Raw genomic sequence first — 16,366 nt, 5'->3', positions numbered from 1 at the left:
CACTTTGCAACTGTTCCGGTATTCTGACTCAATCTTCGAGTCGTACAAAAATAACTACATTGCCTGCGTGTCGAGAACCGATCATGACCAACCTGCTGCTCTATCAGCGTATCGCCCAGCAACTGGCCGAAGACATCCGTCGTGGTGTCTATCAACCAGGTGAGCGGGTGCCGTCGGTGCGCAAGATGAGTTCGCAGCTCAACGTCAGTCATGCCACGGTGTTGCAGGCCTATGCCAACCTGGAAGACCAGGGGTTGATCCGGGCTCGTCCGCAGTCTGGCTATTATGTGCACCAGACCCCGGCGCTGACTGCGCAGACCCCGGATATCGCCCGGGTCGAGCGCCCCGGTCTGGTCACCCGCAGCAGCATCATCCAGCAAGTGCTGACCGAGGCCCGGCGCGACGGCGTGTTCCCGTTCGGCGCGGCGGTGCCCCATGTCGACTATTTACCGGTGCGGGCCCTGCATCAACAATTGGCCAAGGTCACCCGTTTCCATAGCCCGCGGGCGTTCAGCTATATGTTCAGCCCGGGCTTTGAGCCGTTGCGCCGGCAGATCGCCATCCGCATGCGTGATGCCGGCGTGGTGGTTGACCCCAGCGAGGTGGTGGTCACTCATGGCTGTGTCGATGCGTTGCAGATGTCGCTGCGGGTGTTGACCAAGCCGGGTGACCTGATCGCCGCCGAGTCGCCGACATATTATGGCTTGCTGCAACTGGCCGATCTGTTGGGGCTGAAGGTCATCGAGATTCCCAGCGATCCGTCTACCGGTATCAGCCTGGAGGCTCTGCAGCTTGCGGCCAACCAGTGGTCGATCAAGGCGTTGGTATTGACCGCGCGGCTAAGCAATCCGCTCGGTGGCACTATTCCGGAAGATCGGCAGAAGCAATTGCTGCGTCTGGCTTCGGACTTCGATATCCAGATTGTCGAAGACGATATTTATGGCGAACTGATGTTCGAGCAGGGCAAGACCAAAGCGCTCAAGGCGTTTGATCGCCTGGGGCGGGTGATTTACTGCTCGAGCTTTTCCAAGACCTTGTCGCCCGGGGTGCGTATCGGCTGGATGATTGCCGGTAAATACCAGGCGGAAATCCAGCGCTTGCAGACTTTCACCACGCACTCGGCCTGCAGTGTGACGCAGATGGGGGTTGCCTCATATCTTGAAAATGGTGGCTACGACCGGCACTTGCGTTACATCCGCCAGGAGTACCGGAAGAACCTCAGCGCCTATCAGTTGGCGGTGCAGCAGCATTTCCCTGAAGGCACGCAGATGACCCGGCCGACCGGCGGTTTCATTCTCTGGGTGAGCCTGCCTGGGCGAGTCAATACCCAGGAGCTGCATGTGCGGGCGCTGCAGCAGGGGATCAGTATCGCGCCGGGACTGATATTCAGTAATACCGAGCAGTTCAACCATTGTATCCGCCTGAACTGCGGGATTCCCTGGAACCGCGAAGCGGACCGCGCCTTGATGACCCTGGGTCTGTTGGCCAGTCAGCTGTGTCAGGAGTCGGGGGCGGCAAACTTTTTCTAGGTGTTATGCCATAAACTTGCCAGCCCTCTCGGGAACGAGGAGCATATAGCTCTTTGCGGATGATTTTCGGTGTCTATGAAAGCCTTGTCTCGGGTTGGCCTGTTCCTGTCATTGCTGGGTCTTCTGGCAGGTACCGGGAATGCTGTGGCCCAGACGCCACCTGCCGCAACACCAGGCAAGCCGGCCAACACTTCGACAAAAGCCAAGCCGAACGTCCAGCAAAAGCAGGTCAAGCCGGCACCGGTGAGTAAAAAGCCGGCTGCCAAACCGGTCCGACATAAAGCGGCAAAGTCATCCAGGGCTGCCCCGGCACCCTTGCCGAGAGCCAAAGTGGACCTGCGTTTGCCGGTCGAAATGGTCAAGGACCTCAAGCCGGCGACCCAGGATCCGGTGTCTACGCCCAAGCCCCTGCTGCCTTACCTGTTTGGCGAGAAGCCTCCTGCCGACAGCCCGTTTCAGCTCAACGGTCGCCTGCTGAGCAACGAAATGCAGCTGCAGCTGCGCAATGATGCGCGCCAGCAGGATATCGAGGGTGCGGCGATCGAGTTCGAGTTCAAGCAGTAGTTGTCGCACTGACCCGTCAGTCATGGCGGGTCAGGCCAGTTTTCATGTTTCCAGCAATTTCAAACGACCGTTTAAGCGGTTACTATTCCGATTCATTGATCATTTGCTGTGCCGAGGATTCTGTTGTCATGAACTGCCGTGAAGGATGTGGCGCTTGCTGCATCGCGCCCTCCATCAGCTCACCGATTCCCGGTATGCCCAAGGGCAAGCCGGCGGGTGAGCGCTGCTTGCATCTGTCGCTCGCTAATTTGTGCGGGTTGTTCGGCAAGCCCGAACGCCCCGCGGTGTGTGGCGGCTTCAAGGCTGATGTGGAAGTGTGCGGCAGCGATCGCGATGAGGCGATCAGGATCCTCGGATGGCTGGAGCAAATGACGGCGGCTTGAAACGTGGATCTTCGACAATAAGGAACAACAGAATGGGATCGTTTAAGCAAGTGGCACTGATCATGGGCCTTAGCGCAGCGCTGCTGCCGTTGGCCCAGGCCGAGGACTGGAAGCAGGCCAAGAGCGAAGACGGAATCAAGGTCGATCTGACTGAGGTTGCCGGTTCCGACTACAAGGCCTATCGCGGCGTAACGCTGATCAAGGCGCCGCTGGCAAAAGTCAGGGCCCTGCAGGAAGACGTCGTGGGTGCTTGCGCCTGGATTCATGAGTGCAAGTCGCAAAAGCTGCTCAAGACCGAGGGCAATCAGAGTTGGACCTACACCCAGTTCAATACGCCATGGCCGGTCACCCCGCGCGACTCCATTCTGCACGTCACCACCACTGAGGAAGCGGATGGCAGCTTGACCCGCAAACTTGAAGGTGTGCCGAAGTATCTGCCTGAAGAAAAAGGCTTTGTGCGCGTGGCCAAGGTTCAGGGTTTCTGGAAGCTGCAGCCCAGGGACGGTGGTACCGAGGTGACGTACCAGGTGCACACCGAGCCAGGTGGCAGTGTGCCGTCGATGGTGGCGAACAAGTTTGTCGTGGATGCGCCATTCAATACCTTGAAAGCGTTGAAGGCGAAGGCTGAGAAGCCTTGATTTGAGGTGTACAGTTGATCGAGGTTTGTGATTTGCGGTGACTGTATCCCTGTGGGAGCGGGCTTGCCCCGCGATTGCGGTGTGTCAGTCCAAATCGCGATCGCGGGGCAAGCCCGCTCCCACCGCAATAAAAAAAGGCTGCCCGAGGGCAGCCTTTTTTCGTGTTCAGCGCAGGGCTTACTTGCGGTCTTCCAGTTTGGTGATGTCACGCGACTCGTAGCCGGTGTACAGCTGGCGTGGACGGCCAATCTTGTACGGGCTGGAGAGCATTTCTTTCCAGTGCGAGATCCAGCCGACGGTACGCGCCAGGGCGAAGATCACGGTGAACATGCTGGTCGGAATGCCGATCGCCTTGAGGATGATCCCCGAGTAGAAGTCGACGTTCGGGTACAGCGAGCGCTCGATGAAGTATGGATCGGTCAGGGCGATCTCTTCCAGGCGCATGGCCAGTTCCAGCTGCGGATCGTTCTTGATGCCCAGCTCGCGCAGGACTTCGTCGCAGGTCTGCTTCATTACGGTGGCACGTGGGTCACGGTTCTTGTAGACGCGGTGACCGAAGCCCATCAACTTGAACGGATCGTTCTTGTCTTTGGCCTTGGCGATGAACTTGTCGATGTTCGAGACATCGCCGATTTCATCGAGCATGGTCAGTACGGCTTCGTTGGCGCCGCCATGTGCCGGGCCCCAGAGTGCAGCGATACCGGCAGCGATACAGGCGAACGGGTTGGCACCCGAGGAACCTGCCAGACGGACGGTAGAGGTCGATGCGTTCTGCTCGTGGTCGGCGTGGAGGATGAAAATCCGGTCCATTGCCTTGGCCAGTACCGGGCTGATCGGTTTGATCTCGCACGGGGTGTTGAACATCATGTGCAGGAAGTTTTCCGCGTACGACAGGTCGTTGCGCGGGTACATCATGGGTTGACCCATGGAGTACTTGTACACCATCGCCGCCAGAGTCGGCATCTTGGCGACCAGGCGAACCGCGGAGATTTCGCGGTGCTGCGGGTTATTGATGTCCAGCGAGTCGTGGTAGAACGCCGACAGGGCGCCGACCACACCGCACATGACGGCCATTGGGTGGGCGTCGCGGCGGAAGCCGTTGAAGAAGGATTTCAACTGCTCGTGCACCATGGTGTGATTCTTCACGGTGCTGACGAACTGGGCCTTCTGCTCGGCATTCGGCAGTTCGCCGTTGAGCAGCAGGTAGCAGGTCTCGAGGTAATCGGATTTTTCAGCGAGCTGTTCGATCGGATAGCCGCGATGCAGCAGGATACCCTTGTCGCCGTCGATATAAGTGATCTTCGACTCGCAGGATGCGGTCGCCATGAAACCAGGGTCGAAAGTGAAGTGACCCGTGGCCCCCAACCCTCTAACGTCGATAACATCGGGACCAACGGTGCCGGTTAAAATGGGCAGCTCGACGGGGGCTGCGCCCTCGATGACCAACTGCGCTTTTTTGTCAGCCATGTGGCCTCCTATTAATGCTTGAAATCATCAGACAGACCCCCCACGCAGGGCCCGCACCACTATAGTGAGATAAATTCGAATGTCAATTTGCCTAAAGCACGGTTGTAAAGGGCTTTGGGCACGGTTTTTCCTCGAAATTGCCGTCCGTTTACGCCTTTTATCCGCTAAAGGCAATGCGCTATTTGGGCTAGGGCCTTGCGTTGTCATTAGTAGCCTAACTGTCTATAATCGGCCCCCGACCGCCAGGGGCTTGCAAGCCCGTGTTGCTGGGGTCGTCACTCCCTGGGTGGTGGGTACCTGACCAGTACACTTACCAACAACTTTGCCCTGCTTGCTAGGGGCTCTTCAGTGTGAAAAAAGCCGTGAAAAGCCAACGACCTGTAAACCTAGACCTAAGGACCATCAAACTCCCCATTACCGGCGTTACGTCATTTCTTCACCGTGTATCCGGCATCATCCTCTTCCTGGGCCTTGGCATCATGCTTTATGCATTGGGCAAATCCCTGGGTTCGGAGGAAGGTTTCGCCGAGGTGAAGGCATGCTTGACCAGTCCGCTGGCCAAGTTCGTGGCATGGGGCCTCCTGTCCGCCTTGCTGTATCACTTGGTAGCCGGTGTGCGCCACTTGATCATGGACATGGGCATCGGTGAAACGCTGGAAGGCGGCCGACTGGGCTCAAAAATTATCATCGCCGTTTCCGTGGTGGTGATTGTGCTGGCAGGAGTTTGGATATGGTAACCAACGTCACGAACCTCTCGCGTTCGGGCCTCTATGACTGGATGGCGCAGCGCGTTTCTGCGGTCGTTCTCGCGGCTTATTTCATTTTCCTGATCGGATACCTGGTCGCGCACCCGGGCATCGAGTTTGCCCAGTGGCACGCTCTGTTCTCCAACAACGCGATGCGTATTTTCAGTCTGCTGGCACTGGTTGCCCTGGGCGCTCACGCCTGGGTCGGCATGTGGACCATTGCTACCGACTACCTGACGCCGATGGCGCTGGGCAAGTCGGCGACTGCCGTACGTTTCCTGTTCCAGGCGGTATGTGGTGTCGCGATGTTCGCGTACTTCGTCTGGGGTGTGCAGATTCTCTGGGGTATCTGATTCATGGCTAACATTCCTACGATTTCATTCGACGCCATCATCGTTGGTGGTGGTGGTGCCGGTATGCGCGCTGCGCTGCAGCTGGCTCAGGGTGGTCACAAGACTGCCGTGATCACCAAGGTCTTCCCGACCCGTTCGCACACCGTATCGGCCCAGGGTGGCATCACCTGCGCCATCGCTTCGGCCGACCCGAACGATGACTGGCGCTGGCACATGTACGATACCGTCAAGGGCTCCGACTACATCGGTGACCAGGACGCTATCGAATACATGTGTCAGGAAGGCCCGGCTGCGGTCTTCGAACTGGACCATATGGGTCTGCCGTTCTCGCGTACCGAAACCGGCCGTATCTATCAGCGTCCGTTCGGTGGTCAGTCCAAGGACTACGGTAAAGGTGGCCAGGCCGCCCGTACCTGTGCCGCTTCCGACCGTACCGGTCACGCGCTGTTGCACACCCTGTACCAGGGCAACCTGAAAGCAGGCACCACCTTCCTGAACGAGTACTACGCCGTTGATCTGGTGAAGAACAAGGAAGGCGCTTTCGTCGGTGTGATTGCGATCTGCATCGAAACCGGCGAAACCATGTACATCAAAGCCAAGGCCACCGTATTGGCCACTGGCGGTGCAGGTCGTATCTACTCCTCCACCACCAACGCGCTGATCAATACCGGTGACGGTATCGGCATGGCGCTGCGTGCAGGCGTTCCGGTCCAGGACATCGAGATGTGGCAGTTCCACCCGACCGGCATCGCCGGTGCCGGTGTACTGGTTACTGAAGGTTGCCGTGGTGAAGGCGGTTACCTGATCAACAAGCACGGCGAGCGTTTCATGGAGCGTTACGCGCCTAACGCCAAAGACCTTGCCGGTCGCGACGTTGTGGCCCGTTCCATGGTTAAAGAGATCATCGCCGGTAACGGCTGTGGCCCTAACGGCGACCACGTGATGCTCAAGCTCGACCACCTGGGTGAAGAAGTTCTGCACAGCCGCCTGCCAGGTATCTGTGAGCTGTCCAAGACCTTCGCTCACGTTGATCCGGTTGTTGCTCCGGTTCCTGTTGTTCCAACCTGCCACTACATGATGGGCGGCGTTGCCACCAACATTCATGGTCAGGCAATGACTCAGGACGCCGATGGCGTTGACCAGATCATCCCGGGTCTGTTCGCGGTGGGTGAAGTGGCGTGCGTATCGGTTCACGGTGCCAACCGTCTGGGCGGCAACTCGCTGCTCGACCTGGTTGTCTTCGGCCGTGCTGCTGGCCTGCACCTGGAAAAAGCGCTGTCCGACGGTATCGAATACCTCGACGCCAGCGACACCGATATCGATGTTGCCCTGAGCCGTCTGAACAAGCTCAACGAGCGCAATACCGGTGAAGACGTGGCTACCCTGCGTCGCGAGCTGCAAAGCTGCATGCAGAACTACTTCGGTGTATTCCGTACTGGCGAATACATGCAGAAGGGTATCGAGCAGCTGGCGCAACTGCGTGAGCGTATCGCCAACGTCAAGATCAACGACAAGTCCCAGGCCTTCAACACCGCGCGTATCGAAGCGCTGGAGCTGCAGAACCTGCTGGAAGTCGCTGAAGCCACTGCAATCGCTGCAGAAGTGCGTAAAGAGTCCCGCGGCGCCCACGCCCGTGAAGACTTCGAAGACCGTGACGACGAAAACTGGCTGTGCCACACCCTGTACTTCCCGGGCGAAAAACGGGTTGCCAAGCGCGCCGTCAACTTCGCGCCGAAAACCGTACCGGCGTTCGAGCCAAAAGTCCGGACTTACTAAGGGGTGGTCGCTATGTTGCAAGTCGAAGTCTATCGTTACAACCCCGATACCGACTCTGCGCCGAAGATGCAGACGTTCCAGGTCGATACCGGTGGCAAAGACCTGATGGTGCTGGATGTGTTGGCACTGATCAAAGAACAGGATGAAGGTTTCTCGTATCGTCGTTCTTGCCGCGAAGGTGTTTGCGGCTCCGACGGCATGAACATCAACGGCAAGAACGGCCTGGCCTGCATCACGCCGCTGTCGGCAGTGGTCAAGCGTAACAAGCTGATCATCCGTCCGCTGCCTGGATTGCCGGTCATTCGTGACCTGGTCGTTGATATGAGCATCTTCTACAAGCAGTACGAGAAGGTGAAGCCATTCCTGCAGAACGACACGCCGGCTCCGGCCATCGAGCGTCTGCAGTCGCCGGAAGAGCGTGAGAAGCTGGACGGTCTGTACGAGTGCATCCTGTGCGCTTGCTGCTCGACCTCCTGCCCATCGTTCTGGTGGAACCCTGACAAGTTCCTCGGTCCAGCTGCACTGCTGCAGGCCTACCGTTTCCTGGCCGACAGCCGTGACACCAAGACCCAGGAGCGTCTGGCTTCGCTGGACGACCCGTTCAGCGTATTCCGCTGCCGCGGGATCATGAACTGCGTAAACGTTTGCCCTAAAGGTCTGAACCCGACCAAGGCGATCGGCCACGTACGTAACATGTTGCTGCAGAGCGGTGTCTGATTTTTAAAGTGTTGTACCCGTAGCACGCCAAGGTGCGGGCCCTTGCCCGCACCAAGGTGAAACTCGAGCGAGGGCTCAAAAAGCCCGAGCTTTTACCTATGAAGATATGAGACCAGCAGGGGCTTCCGGGCTGGTACCCGGAAAATCTGTGGGATCCTTGGTGGCTTGGTTCGGTCGCTGCATTGGGACTTTTCCAGGCTTGCTATGGCTCTCGCCGATCCGTCCCCTAACCGAGGGTGACCAAGCATGCAAGAAAGCGTGATGCAGCGCATGTGGGAAAGCGCCCACCTTTCAGGTGGTAACGCTGCATATGTGGAAGAGCTCTACGAGCTCTACCTGCACGACCCTAACGCTGTGCCAGAAGAGTGGCGCACTTACTTCCAGAAGTTGCCCGCCGAAGGCAGCACCGCTACCGATGTATCGCACTCTACAATCCGCGACCATTTCGTACTGCTGGCAAAGAACCAGCGCCGCGCCCAACCGGTTTCCGCCGGGAGCGTGAGCAGTGAACACGAGAAGAAGCAGGTTGAAGTTCTGCGACTGATCCAGGCCTACCGTATGCGCGGCCACCAAGCCGCCAAGCTCGACCCCCTGGGGTTGTGGCAGCGCCCTGCGCCAGTAGACCTGTCGATCAATCACTACGGCTTGACCAATGCCGATCTTGATACGACCTTCCGTGCCGGCGACCTGTTCATCGGCAAAGAGGAAGCGAGCCTACGCGAAATTTTCGACGCTTTGCAGCAGACATATTGCCGCACCATTGGCGCCGAATTTACCCACATCGTCGATTCCGAGCAGCGCAGCTGGTTCCAGCAGCGTCTGGAGAGCGTTCGTGGCCGCCCGGCTTTCTCTGCGGATGTCCAGAGCCACCTGCTCGAGCGCGTAACCGCAGCAGAAGGTCTGGAAAAGTACCTGGGTACCAAATACCCGGGCACCAAGCGTTTCGGCCTGGAAGGCGGCGAAAGCCTGATTCCGATGCTGGACGAGCTGATTCAGCGCTCCGGCTCCTACGGTACCAAGGAAGTTGTCATCGGCATGGCCCACCGTGGCCGTCTGAACGTGCTGGTCAACACCTTCGGCAAGAACCCGCGCGAGCTGTTCGACGAGTTCGAAGGCAAGAAGAAGGTCGAGCTGGGTTCCGGTGACGTTAAATACCACCAGGGCTTCTCGTCCAACGTGATGACCGCCGGCGGTGAAGTTCACCTGGCCATGGCGTTCAACCCTTCGCACCTGGAAATCGTTTCGCCAGTGGTTGAAGGTTCGGTACGTGCCCGTCAGGACCGTCGCAACGACAGCGTTGGCGACAAGGTACTGCCGATTTCCATCCACGGTGACGCTGCATTCGCAGGTCAGGGCGTGGTCATGGAAACCTTCCAGATGTCGCAGACCCGCGGTTTCAAGACCGGCGGTACCGTGCACATCGTGATCAACAACCAGGTTGGTTTCACCATCAGCAACCCGCTGGACTCGCGTTCCACCGAGTACGCTACAGACGTCGCCAAAATGATTCAGGCGCCGATCCTGCACGTGAACGGTGATGACCCAGAGGCGGTGCTGTTCGTGACCCAGCTGGCCGTTGACTACCGCATGCAGTTCAAGCGTGACGTGGTCATCGACCTGGTCTGCTACCGTCGTCGCGGCCACAACGAGGCCGACGAGCCGAATGGCACCCAGCCGCTGATGTACCAGCAGATCGCCAAGCAGCGCACCACCCGCGAGCTGTACGCTGACGCCCTGACCAAGTCGGGCAGCCTTGATGCCGCACGCGTCCAGGCCAAGGTCGACGAGTACCGCAACGCGCTGGACAACGGTCTGCATGTAGTAAAGAGCCTGGTCAAAGAGCCGAACAAAGAGCTGTTCGTCGACTGGCGTCCGTATCTGGGCCACGCCTGGACCGCGCGTCACGACACCCGCTTCGATCTGAAGACCCTGCAGGAGCTGTCGGCCAAGTTGCTGGAGCTGCCGGAAGGCTTCGTGGTTCAGCGTCAGGTTTCGAAGATCTACGAAGATCGCCAGAAGATGCAGGCCGGTGGCTTGCCGATCAACTGGGGCTACGCCGAAACCATGGCTTACGCCACCCTGGCTTTCGAAGGTCACCCGATTCGCATGACGGGTCAGGATATCGGTCGCGGCACCTTCTCTCACCGCCATGCGGTGTTGCACAACCAGAAGGACGCCAGCACCTACATTCCGTTGCAGAACCTCTACAAAGGCCAGCCACGTTTCGACCTGTTCGATTCGTTCCTGTCCGAAGAAGCGGTCCTGGCCTTCGAATACGGCTACTCCACCACCACGCCAAACGCGCTGGTGATCTGGGAAGCCCAGTTCGGCGACTTCGCCAACGGCGCCCAGGTAGTTGTCGACCAGTTCATCACCAGCGGCGAGCACAAGTGGGGCCGTCTGTGCGGTCTGACCATGCTGCTGCCACACGGTTATGAAGGGCAGGGGCCTGAGCACTCTTCGGCACGTCTGGAGCGTTACCTGCAGCTGTGTGCCGAGCACAACGTCCAGGTATGCGTACCGACCACGCCGGCTCAGATCTACCACCTGCTGCGTCGTCAGGTCATCCGTCCGCTGCGCAAGCCGCTGATCGTACTGACTCCGAAGTCGCTGCTGCGCCACAAGCTGGCCATCTCGACCCTGGAAGATCTGGCCGAAGGCTCGTTCCAGACTGTGATCCCGGAAATCGATACCCTCGATCCGAAAAAGGTCACCCGCCTGGTCCTGTGCTCGGGCAAGGTCTACTACGATCTGCTGGAAAAACGCCGTGCCGAAGGCCGCGAAGACATCGCCATCGTGCGTATCGAGCAGCTGTATCCATTCCCTGAGGACGATCTGGTCGAAATTCTCGCGCCGTACACCAATCTCAAGGATGTGGTGTGGTGCCAGGAAGAGCCGATGAACCAGGGCGCCTGGTACAGCAGCCAGCACCACATGCGTCGTATCCTGACCCGCCACAATAAAGAGCTGGTCCTGGAATACGCCGGTCGTGATGCTTCGGCAGCACCTGCTTGTGGTTACGCATCGATGCACGCCGAGCAGCAGGAAAAACTGCTGCAAGATGCCTTCACCGTTTAATGCCATCGCGCACTAGAAACCGAATTTAAGGAACCACTGATAATGGCTATCGAGATCAAAGCCCCTACTTTCCCGGAATCGGTTGCCGATGGCACCGTTGCCACCTGGCACAAGCAACCGGGCGAAGCGGTCAAGCGTGACGAATTGATCGTCGACATCGAGACTGACAAGGTTGTCCTGGAAGTACTGGCTACCGCTGACGGCGTACTGGGCGCTATCGTCAAGGGCGAGGGCGAAACCGTTCTCTCCGACGAAGTCCTGGGCTCGATCGAAGAAGGTGGCGTTGCTGCCGCTGCACCTGCCGCTGCCGCCGCTCCTGCTGCCGCTGCTGCACCTGCCGCTGCTGCCGGCGACGAAGACGCCATCGGCGCTCCGGCTGCTCGCAAGCTGGCCGAAGAGAACGGCATCGCGCTGAACAGCATCAAGGGCACCGGCAAAGACGGTCGCATCACCAAGGAAGACGTTGTAGCTGCCATCGAAGCGAAGAAATCCGCTCCGGCTGCCGCTCCAGCTGCCAAGCCTGCCGCTGCCGCTGCTGCGCCGATCGTTGCTACTGGCGATCGTACCGAGAAGCGTGTACCGATGACTCGCGTACGTGCCACCGTTGCCAAGCGTCTGGTCGAAGCACAGTCGAACATGGCCATGCTGACCACCTTCAACGAAGTCGACATGACCGAAGTCATGGCTCTGCGTTCGAAGTACAAGGACCTGTTCGAGAAGACTCACAACGGCGTTCGCCTGGGCTTCATGTCGTTCTTCGTCAAGGCCGCCACCGAAGCGCTGAAACGCTTCCCGGCTGTCAACGCCTCGATCGACGGCTCCGACATCGTCTACCACGGTTACGCGGACATCGGCGTTGCCGTTTCCAGCGACCGTGGCCTGGTGGTACCGGTTCTGCGTAACGCCGAGCTGATGAGCCTGGCTGAGATCGAAAACGGCATCGCTACCTTCGGCAAGAAGGCACGTGACGGCAAACTGTCGATCGACGAAATGACCGGCGGTACCTTCACCATCACCAACGGTGGTACCTTCGGCTCGATGATGTCGACCCCGATCGTCAACCCGCCACAGGCTGCTATCCTGGGCATGCACAACATCATCCAGCGTCCAATGGCCGTCAACGGTCAGGTCGTTATCCGTCCGATGATGTACCTGGCACTGTCCTACGATCACCGCCTGATTGACGGTAAAGAAGCCGTGACCTTCCTGGTGACCATCAAGAACCTGCTGGAAGACCCGGCTCGTCTGCTGCTGGACATCTAAAAAAACAGCTGCAAGCCGCAAGCGCCATGCTTCCCCCGGAAGCCGGTCGTTTTGCTGCTTGCAGCTTGTGGCTTGAAGCTAAAAGGAATCTTTTATGACCCAGAAATTCGACGTGGTAGTGATTGGCGCAGGTCCTGGCGGCTACGTAGCTGCAATCAAGGCCGCGCAACTCGGTCTGAGCACTGCCTGTATCGAGAAGTACACTGACGGCGAAGGCAAACTGGCCCTCGGCGGTACCTGCCTGAACGTGGGTTGCATTCCGTCCAAGGCGCTGCTGGACAGCTCCTGGAAGTACAAGGAAGCCAAAGAGAGCTTCAACGTCCACGGTATCTCCACCGGCGAAGTCAAAATGGACGTCGCTGCGATGGTTGGCCGCAAGGCTGGCATCGTCAAGAACCTGACCGGCGGCGTTGCCACCCTGTTCAAGGCCAACGGCGTTACTTCGATCCAGGGCCACGGCAAACTGCTGGCTGGCAAGAAAGTCGAAGTCACCAAGGCTGACGGCACCACCGAAATCATCGAAGCCGAAAACGTGATCCTGGCTTCCGGTTCGCGTCCGATCGACATTCCACCGGCTCCGGTCGACCAGAACGTCATCGTCGACTCCACCGGCGCCCTGGAATTCCAAGCTGTACCTAAGCGCCTGGGCGTTATCGGTGCTGGCGTTATCGGTCTGGAACTGGGTTCGGTCTGGGCTCGCCTGGGCGCAGAAGTTACCGTTCTGGAAGCCCTCGACACCTTCCTGATGGCTGCTGACACCGCCGTCTCCAAGGAAGCCCTGAAGACCCTGACCAAACAAGGTCTGGACATCAAGCTGGGCGCTCGCGTGACTGGCTCCAAGGTCAACGGCGCTGAAGTCGAAGTGACCTACACCGATGCCAACGGCGAACAGAAAATCACCTTCGACAAGCTGATCGTTGCGGTCGGCCGTCGTCCGGTGACCACTGATCTGCTGGCTGCCGACAGCGGCGTGACCATCGACGAGCGTGGTTTCATCTTCGTCGACGATCATTGCGCGACCAGCGTACCGGGCGTATACGCCATTGGTGACGTGGTTCGTGGCATGATGCTGGCGCACAAAGCCTCGGAAGAGGGCATCATGGTTGTCGAGCGCATCAAGGGCCACAAAGCCCAGATGAACTACGACCTGATCCCTTCGGTTATCTACACTCACCCGGAAATCGCGTGGGTCGGTAAAACCGAACAAACCTTGAAGGCTGAAGGCGTTGAGGTTAACGTGGGCACCTTCCCGTTCGCGGCCAGCGGCCGTGCGATGGCTGCCAACGACACCGGTGGTTTCGTCAAGGTCATCGCCGATGCCAAGACCGACCGCGTTCTGGGTGTACACGTGATTGGCCCATCGGCTGCCGAACTGGTGCAGCAGGGTGCAATCGCAATGGAATTCGGCACCAGCGCCGAAGATCTGGGCATGATGGTTTTCTCCCATCCGACCCTGTCCGAAGCGCTGCATGAAGCCGCGCTGGCTGTGAATGGCGGTGCCATTCACGTAGCCAACCGTAAGAAGCGTTAAACAATAAGAAACCACGGCGGGTGGCCCGTCGTGAGTCTTGCGTGCATGACTCACCGCGGAAAGTCCGCCGGACTCGAACTCCCGGAGCATACCGGGGGCAAGTGGTCACAGGTGGCGCGGCACTCGTAAAGAGGCAGCGCCGAAGCGCAGTACCTAACGAAGACGGTAAAAAGCATGAATCTTCACGAGTATCAGGGTAAGCAGCTGTTCGCTGAATACGGCCTGCCAGTTTCCAAGGGTTTCGCAGTCGACACCCCTGAAGCTGCCGCAGAAGCCTGCGAAAAGATCGGTGGCACCGAGTGGGTTGTCAAAGCCCAGGTTCACGCCGGTGGTCGCGGTAAAGCGGGCGGCGTCAAGCTGGTTCGCAGCAAAGAAGACGCCAAGGCGTTCGCTGCGCAGTGGTTGGGCAAGCGTCTGGTGACTTACCAGACTGATGCCAACGGTCAGCCAGTGACCAAGATCCTGGTCGAATCCTGCACTGACATCGCCAAAGAGCTGTACCTGGGCGCTGTAGTCGACCGTTCGAGCCGTCGTATCGTGTTCATGGCTTCCACCGAAGGTGGCGTGGACATCGAGAAAGTCGCTCACGACACTCCTGAGAAGATCATCAAGGCTACTATCGATCCTCTGGTTGGCGCTCAGCCATTCCAAGGTCGTGAACTGGCGTTCCAGCTGGGTCTGGAAGGCAAGCAAGTTGCACAGTTCGCCAAGATTTTCGTCGGCCTGGCCAAGCTGTTCAAAGAACACGACCTGGCCCTGCTGGAAGTAAACCCGCTGGTCATCAAGGCCGACGGCGATCTGCACTGCCTCGATGCGAAAATCAACATCGACGCTAACGCCATGTACCGTCAGCCTAAGCTGAAAACCTTCCACGACCCGTCGCAAGACGACCCTCGTGAAGCTCACGCTGCCAGCTTCGAGCTGAACTACGTGGCCCTGGAAGGCAACATTGGCTGCATGGTCAACGGTGCTGGCCTGGCCATGGGTACCATGGACATCGTCAACCTGCACGGCGGCAAGCCAGCCAACTTCCTCGACGTAGGTGGTGGTGCTACCAAAGAGCGCGTTACCGAAGCCTTCAAGATCATTCTGTCCGACAGCAATGTTGCGGCCGTTCTGGTCAACATCTTCGGCGGCATCGTTCGTTGCGACATGATTGCCGAAGGCATCATCGGTGCAGTGAAAGAAGTCGGCGTGAAAGTGCCGGTTGTTGTTCGCCTGGAAGGTAACAACGCTGAACTGGGTGCTAAAGTACTGGCAGAAAGCGGTTTGAACATCATTGCGGCAACCAGCCTGACCGACGCTGCTCAACAAGTTGTCAAAGCTGCGGAGGGCAAGTAATGAGCGTCCTGATCAATAAAGACACCAAAGTCATCTGCCAGGGCTTCACCGGCTCGCAAGGTACTTTCCACTCCGAACAAGCCATCGCCTACGGCACCAAGATGGTTGGCGGCGTGACTCCGGGCAAAGGCGGCACCACTCACCTGGGCCTGCCAGTGTTCAACACCGTTAAGGAAGCCGTTGCGGCTACCGGTGCTGACGCTTCGGTCATCTACGTTCCGGCTCCTTTCTGCAAAGACTCGATCCTGGAAGCGGCTTTCGGCGGCATCAAGCTGATCGTCTGCATCACTGAAGGCATTCCTACCCTGGACATGCTGGATGCCAAGGTCAAGTGCGACGAGCTGGGTGTTACCCTGATCGGCCCTAACTGCCCAGGCGTCATCACTCCGGGCGAGTGCAAGATCGGCATCATGCCAGGTCACATCCACTTGCCAGGCAAGGTCGGTATCGTTTCGCGTTCCGGCACCCTGACCTACGAAGCGGTCAAGCAGACCACTGACGCCGGTTTCGGTCAGTCCACCTGCGTTGGTATCGGTGGTGACCCGATCCCAGGCTCGAACTTCATCGACATCCTGAAGCTGTTCCAGGAAGACCCGAAGACCGAAGCGATCGTCATGATCGGTGAGATCGGCGGTTCGGCTGAAGAAGAAGCGGCTGCCTACATCAAGGCCAACGTGACCAAGCCTGTGGTTTCCTACATCGCTGGTGTTACCGCTCCTGCGGGCAAGCGTATGGGCCACGCCGGCGCAATCATCTCCGGCGGCAAAGGCACTGCAGACGAGAAATTCGCTGCACTGCAAGACGCTGGTGTGAAAACCGTGCGTTCGCTGGCAGACATCGGCAAGGCCCTGGCCGAGCTGACTGGCTGGGAAGTGAAGAAGTAAGCTACGGCTGAACCTTCGTTCCAGACACAAAGGCCACCTTCGGGTGGCCTTTGTGCTTTTATGGGTTGCACCAGGTGGCACCCGGATTGCTGTCAT

General features: G+C 58.6%; 14 protein-coding genes. 13 read left to right on the top strand and 1 reads right to left on the bottom strand.

Translation table 11 applies throughout. From position 1 onward, the window contains the following. The first annotated feature begins 83 nt into the window (after window positions 1–83). From ACVI9W_RS04310 to ACVI9W_RS04295, 4 genes are all read left to right on the top strand, one after another. Window positions 84–1,529: an aminotransferase-like domain-containing protein gene (locus ACVI9W_RS04310; RefSeq protein ID WP_461529294.1), complete on the top strand. Its 1,446-nt coding sequence runs from the start codon at window positions 84–86 to the stop codon at window positions 1,527–1,529. A gap of 75 nt (window positions 1,530–1,604) precedes the next feature. Beyond that, window positions 1,605–2,093: a translation initiation factor 2 gene (locus tag ACVI9W_RS04305; protein ID WP_461529293.1), complete on the top strand. Its 489-nt coding sequence runs from the start codon at window positions 1,605–1,607 to the stop codon at window positions 2,091–2,093. Between the two features lie 128 nt (window positions 2,094–2,221). Further along, window positions 2,222–2,476, top strand: a complete 255-nt coding sequence (locus ACVI9W_RS04300) for a YkgJ family cysteine cluster protein (protein ID WP_038613126.1) — start codon at window positions 2,222–2,224, stop codon at window positions 2,474–2,476. 32 nt (window positions 2,477–2,508) lie between these two features. Beyond that, window positions 2,509–3,114, top strand: a complete 606-nt coding sequence (locus ACVI9W_RS04295; RefSeq protein WP_461529292.1) for an START domain-containing protein — start codon at window positions 2,509–2,511, stop codon at window positions 3,112–3,114. 177 nt (window positions 3,115–3,291) lie between these two features. On the opposite strand, the gene gltA is transcribed toward ACVI9W_RS04295, so the two are convergent. Further along, complete coding sequence (gltA, locus tag ACVI9W_RS04290; RefSeq protein WP_038613122.1) at window positions 3,292–4,581, bottom strand: citrate synthase; 1,290 nt, start codon at window positions 4,579–4,581, stop codon at window positions 3,292–3,294. A 350-nt stretch (window positions 4,582–4,931) separates the two neighbouring features. Between gltA and sdhC the strand changes: the two genes are divergently transcribed. From sdhC to sucD, 9 genes are all read left to right on the top strand, one after another. Beyond that, the gene (sdhC, locus tag ACVI9W_RS04285) at window positions 4,932–5,318 is read left to right on the top strand and encodes a succinate dehydrogenase, cytochrome b556 subunit (protein WP_174446946.1); all 387 of its coding nucleotides are present in this window, start codon (window positions 4,932–4,934) and stop codon (window positions 5,316–5,318) included. After that, on the top strand, window positions 5,312–5,680 hold the full coding sequence (sdhD, locus tag ACVI9W_RS04280; protein ID WP_028945358.1) for a succinate dehydrogenase, hydrophobic membrane anchor protein: 369 nt from the start codon (window positions 5,312–5,314) through the stop codon (window positions 5,678–5,680). Before sdhC ends, sdhD begins: the two co-directional genes overlap by 7 nt. Before the next feature lie 3 nt (window positions 5,681–5,683). Next, window positions 5,684–7,456 (top strand): succinate dehydrogenase flavoprotein subunit, encoded by a 1,773-nt coding sequence (sdhA, locus tag ACVI9W_RS04275; RefSeq protein WP_038613120.1) that lies wholly within the window; start codon window positions 5,684–5,686, stop codon window positions 7,454–7,456. A gap of 12 nt (window positions 7,457–7,468) precedes the next feature. After that, window positions 7,469–8,173 carry a succinate dehydrogenase iron-sulfur subunit gene (locus ACVI9W_RS04270; RefSeq protein ID WP_038613118.1) on the top strand — a complete coding sequence of 235 codons (705 nt, stop codon included), beginning with the start codon at window positions 7,469–7,471 and terminating at the stop codon, window positions 8,171–8,173. 246 nt (window positions 8,174–8,419) lie between these two features. Further along, the gene (locus ACVI9W_RS04265) at window positions 8,420–11,251 is read left to right on the top strand and encodes a 2-oxoglutarate dehydrogenase E1 component (RefSeq protein ID WP_422419139.1); all 2,832 of its coding nucleotides are present in this window, start codon (window positions 8,420–8,422) and stop codon (window positions 11,249–11,251) included. A 42-nt stretch (window positions 11,252–11,293) separates the two neighbouring features. Beyond that, window positions 11,294–12,514, top strand: coding sequence for a 2-oxoglutarate dehydrogenase complex dihydrolipoyllysine-residue succinyltransferase (gene odhB, locus ACVI9W_RS04260; protein WP_157193386.1), 1,221 nt, complete (start codon window positions 11,294–11,296; stop codon window positions 12,512–12,514). A 94-nt stretch (window positions 12,515–12,608) separates the two neighbouring features. Beyond that, complete coding sequence (lpdA, locus tag ACVI9W_RS04255; protein ID WP_107025469.1) at window positions 12,609–14,045, top strand: dihydrolipoyl dehydrogenase; 1,437 nt, start codon at window positions 12,609–12,611, stop codon at window positions 14,043–14,045. A 174-nt stretch (window positions 14,046–14,219) separates the two neighbouring features. Further along, the gene (gene sucC / locus ACVI9W_RS04250; protein WP_038613110.1) at window positions 14,220–15,386 is read left to right on the top strand and encodes an ADP-forming succinate--CoA ligase subunit beta; all 1,167 of its coding nucleotides are present in this window, start codon (window positions 14,220–14,222) and stop codon (window positions 15,384–15,386) included. Beyond that, window positions 15,386–16,270, top strand: a complete 885-nt coding sequence (gene sucD, locus ACVI9W_RS04245) for a succinate--CoA ligase subunit alpha (RefSeq protein WP_038613108.1) — start codon at window positions 15,386–15,388, stop codon at window positions 16,268–16,270. The genes sucC and sucD overlap by 1 nt, the downstream gene beginning before the upstream one ends. Window positions 16,271–16,366 lie beyond the last annotated feature (96 nt).

It is taken from the genome of Pseudomonas sp. 210_17 TE3656 (genome assembly GCF_054821965.1).
This window is presented reverse-complemented; position numbering and strand designations above follow the sequence as displayed.

Bases quoted from the DNA above. Each gene is read 5' to 3' on its own strand.
- ACVI9W_RS04310 (WP_461529294.1), top strand. From the start codon at position 84: ATGACCAACCTGCTGCTCTATCAGCGTATCGCCCAGCAACTGGCCGAA.
- ACVI9W_RS04305 (WP_461529293.1), top strand. From the start codon at position 1,605: ATGAAAGCCTTGTCTCGGGTTGGCCTGTTCCTGTCATTGCTGGGTCTT.
- ACVI9W_RS04300 (WP_038613126.1), top strand. From the start codon at position 2,222: ATGAACTGCCGTGAAGGATGTGGCGCTTGCTGCATCGCGCCCTCCATC.
- ACVI9W_RS04295 (WP_461529292.1), top strand. From the start codon at position 2,509: ATGGGATCGTTTAAGCAAGTGGCACTGATCATGGGCCTTAGCGCAGCG.
- gltA (WP_038613122.1), bottom strand. From the start codon at position 4,581: ATGGCTGACAAAAAAGCGCAGTTGGTCATCGAGGGCGCAGCCCCCGTC.
- sdhD (WP_028945358.1), top strand. From the start codon at position 5,312: ATGGTAACCAACGTCACGAACCTCTCGCGTTCGGGCCTCTATGACTGG.
- sdhA (WP_038613120.1), top strand. From the start codon at position 5,684: ATGGCTAACATTCCTACGATTTCATTCGACGCCATCATCGTTGGTGGT.
- ACVI9W_RS04270 (WP_038613118.1), top strand. From the start codon at position 7,469: ATGTTGCAAGTCGAAGTCTATCGTTACAACCCCGATACCGACTCTGCG.
- ACVI9W_RS04265 (WP_422419139.1), top strand. From the start codon at position 8,420: ATGCAAGAAAGCGTGATGCAGCGCATGTGGGAAAGCGCCCACCTTTCA.
- odhB (WP_157193386.1), top strand. From the start codon at position 11,294: ATGGCTATCGAGATCAAAGCCCCTACTTTCCCGGAATCGGTTGCCGAT.
- lpdA (WP_107025469.1), top strand. From the start codon at position 12,609: ATGACCCAGAAATTCGACGTGGTAGTGATTGGCGCAGGTCCTGGCGGC.
- sucC (WP_038613110.1), top strand. From the start codon at position 14,220: ATGAATCTTCACGAGTATCAGGGTAAGCAGCTGTTCGCTGAATACGGC.
- sucD (WP_038613108.1), top strand. From the start codon at position 15,386: ATGAGCGTCCTGATCAATAAAGACACCAAAGTCATCTGCCAGGGCTTC.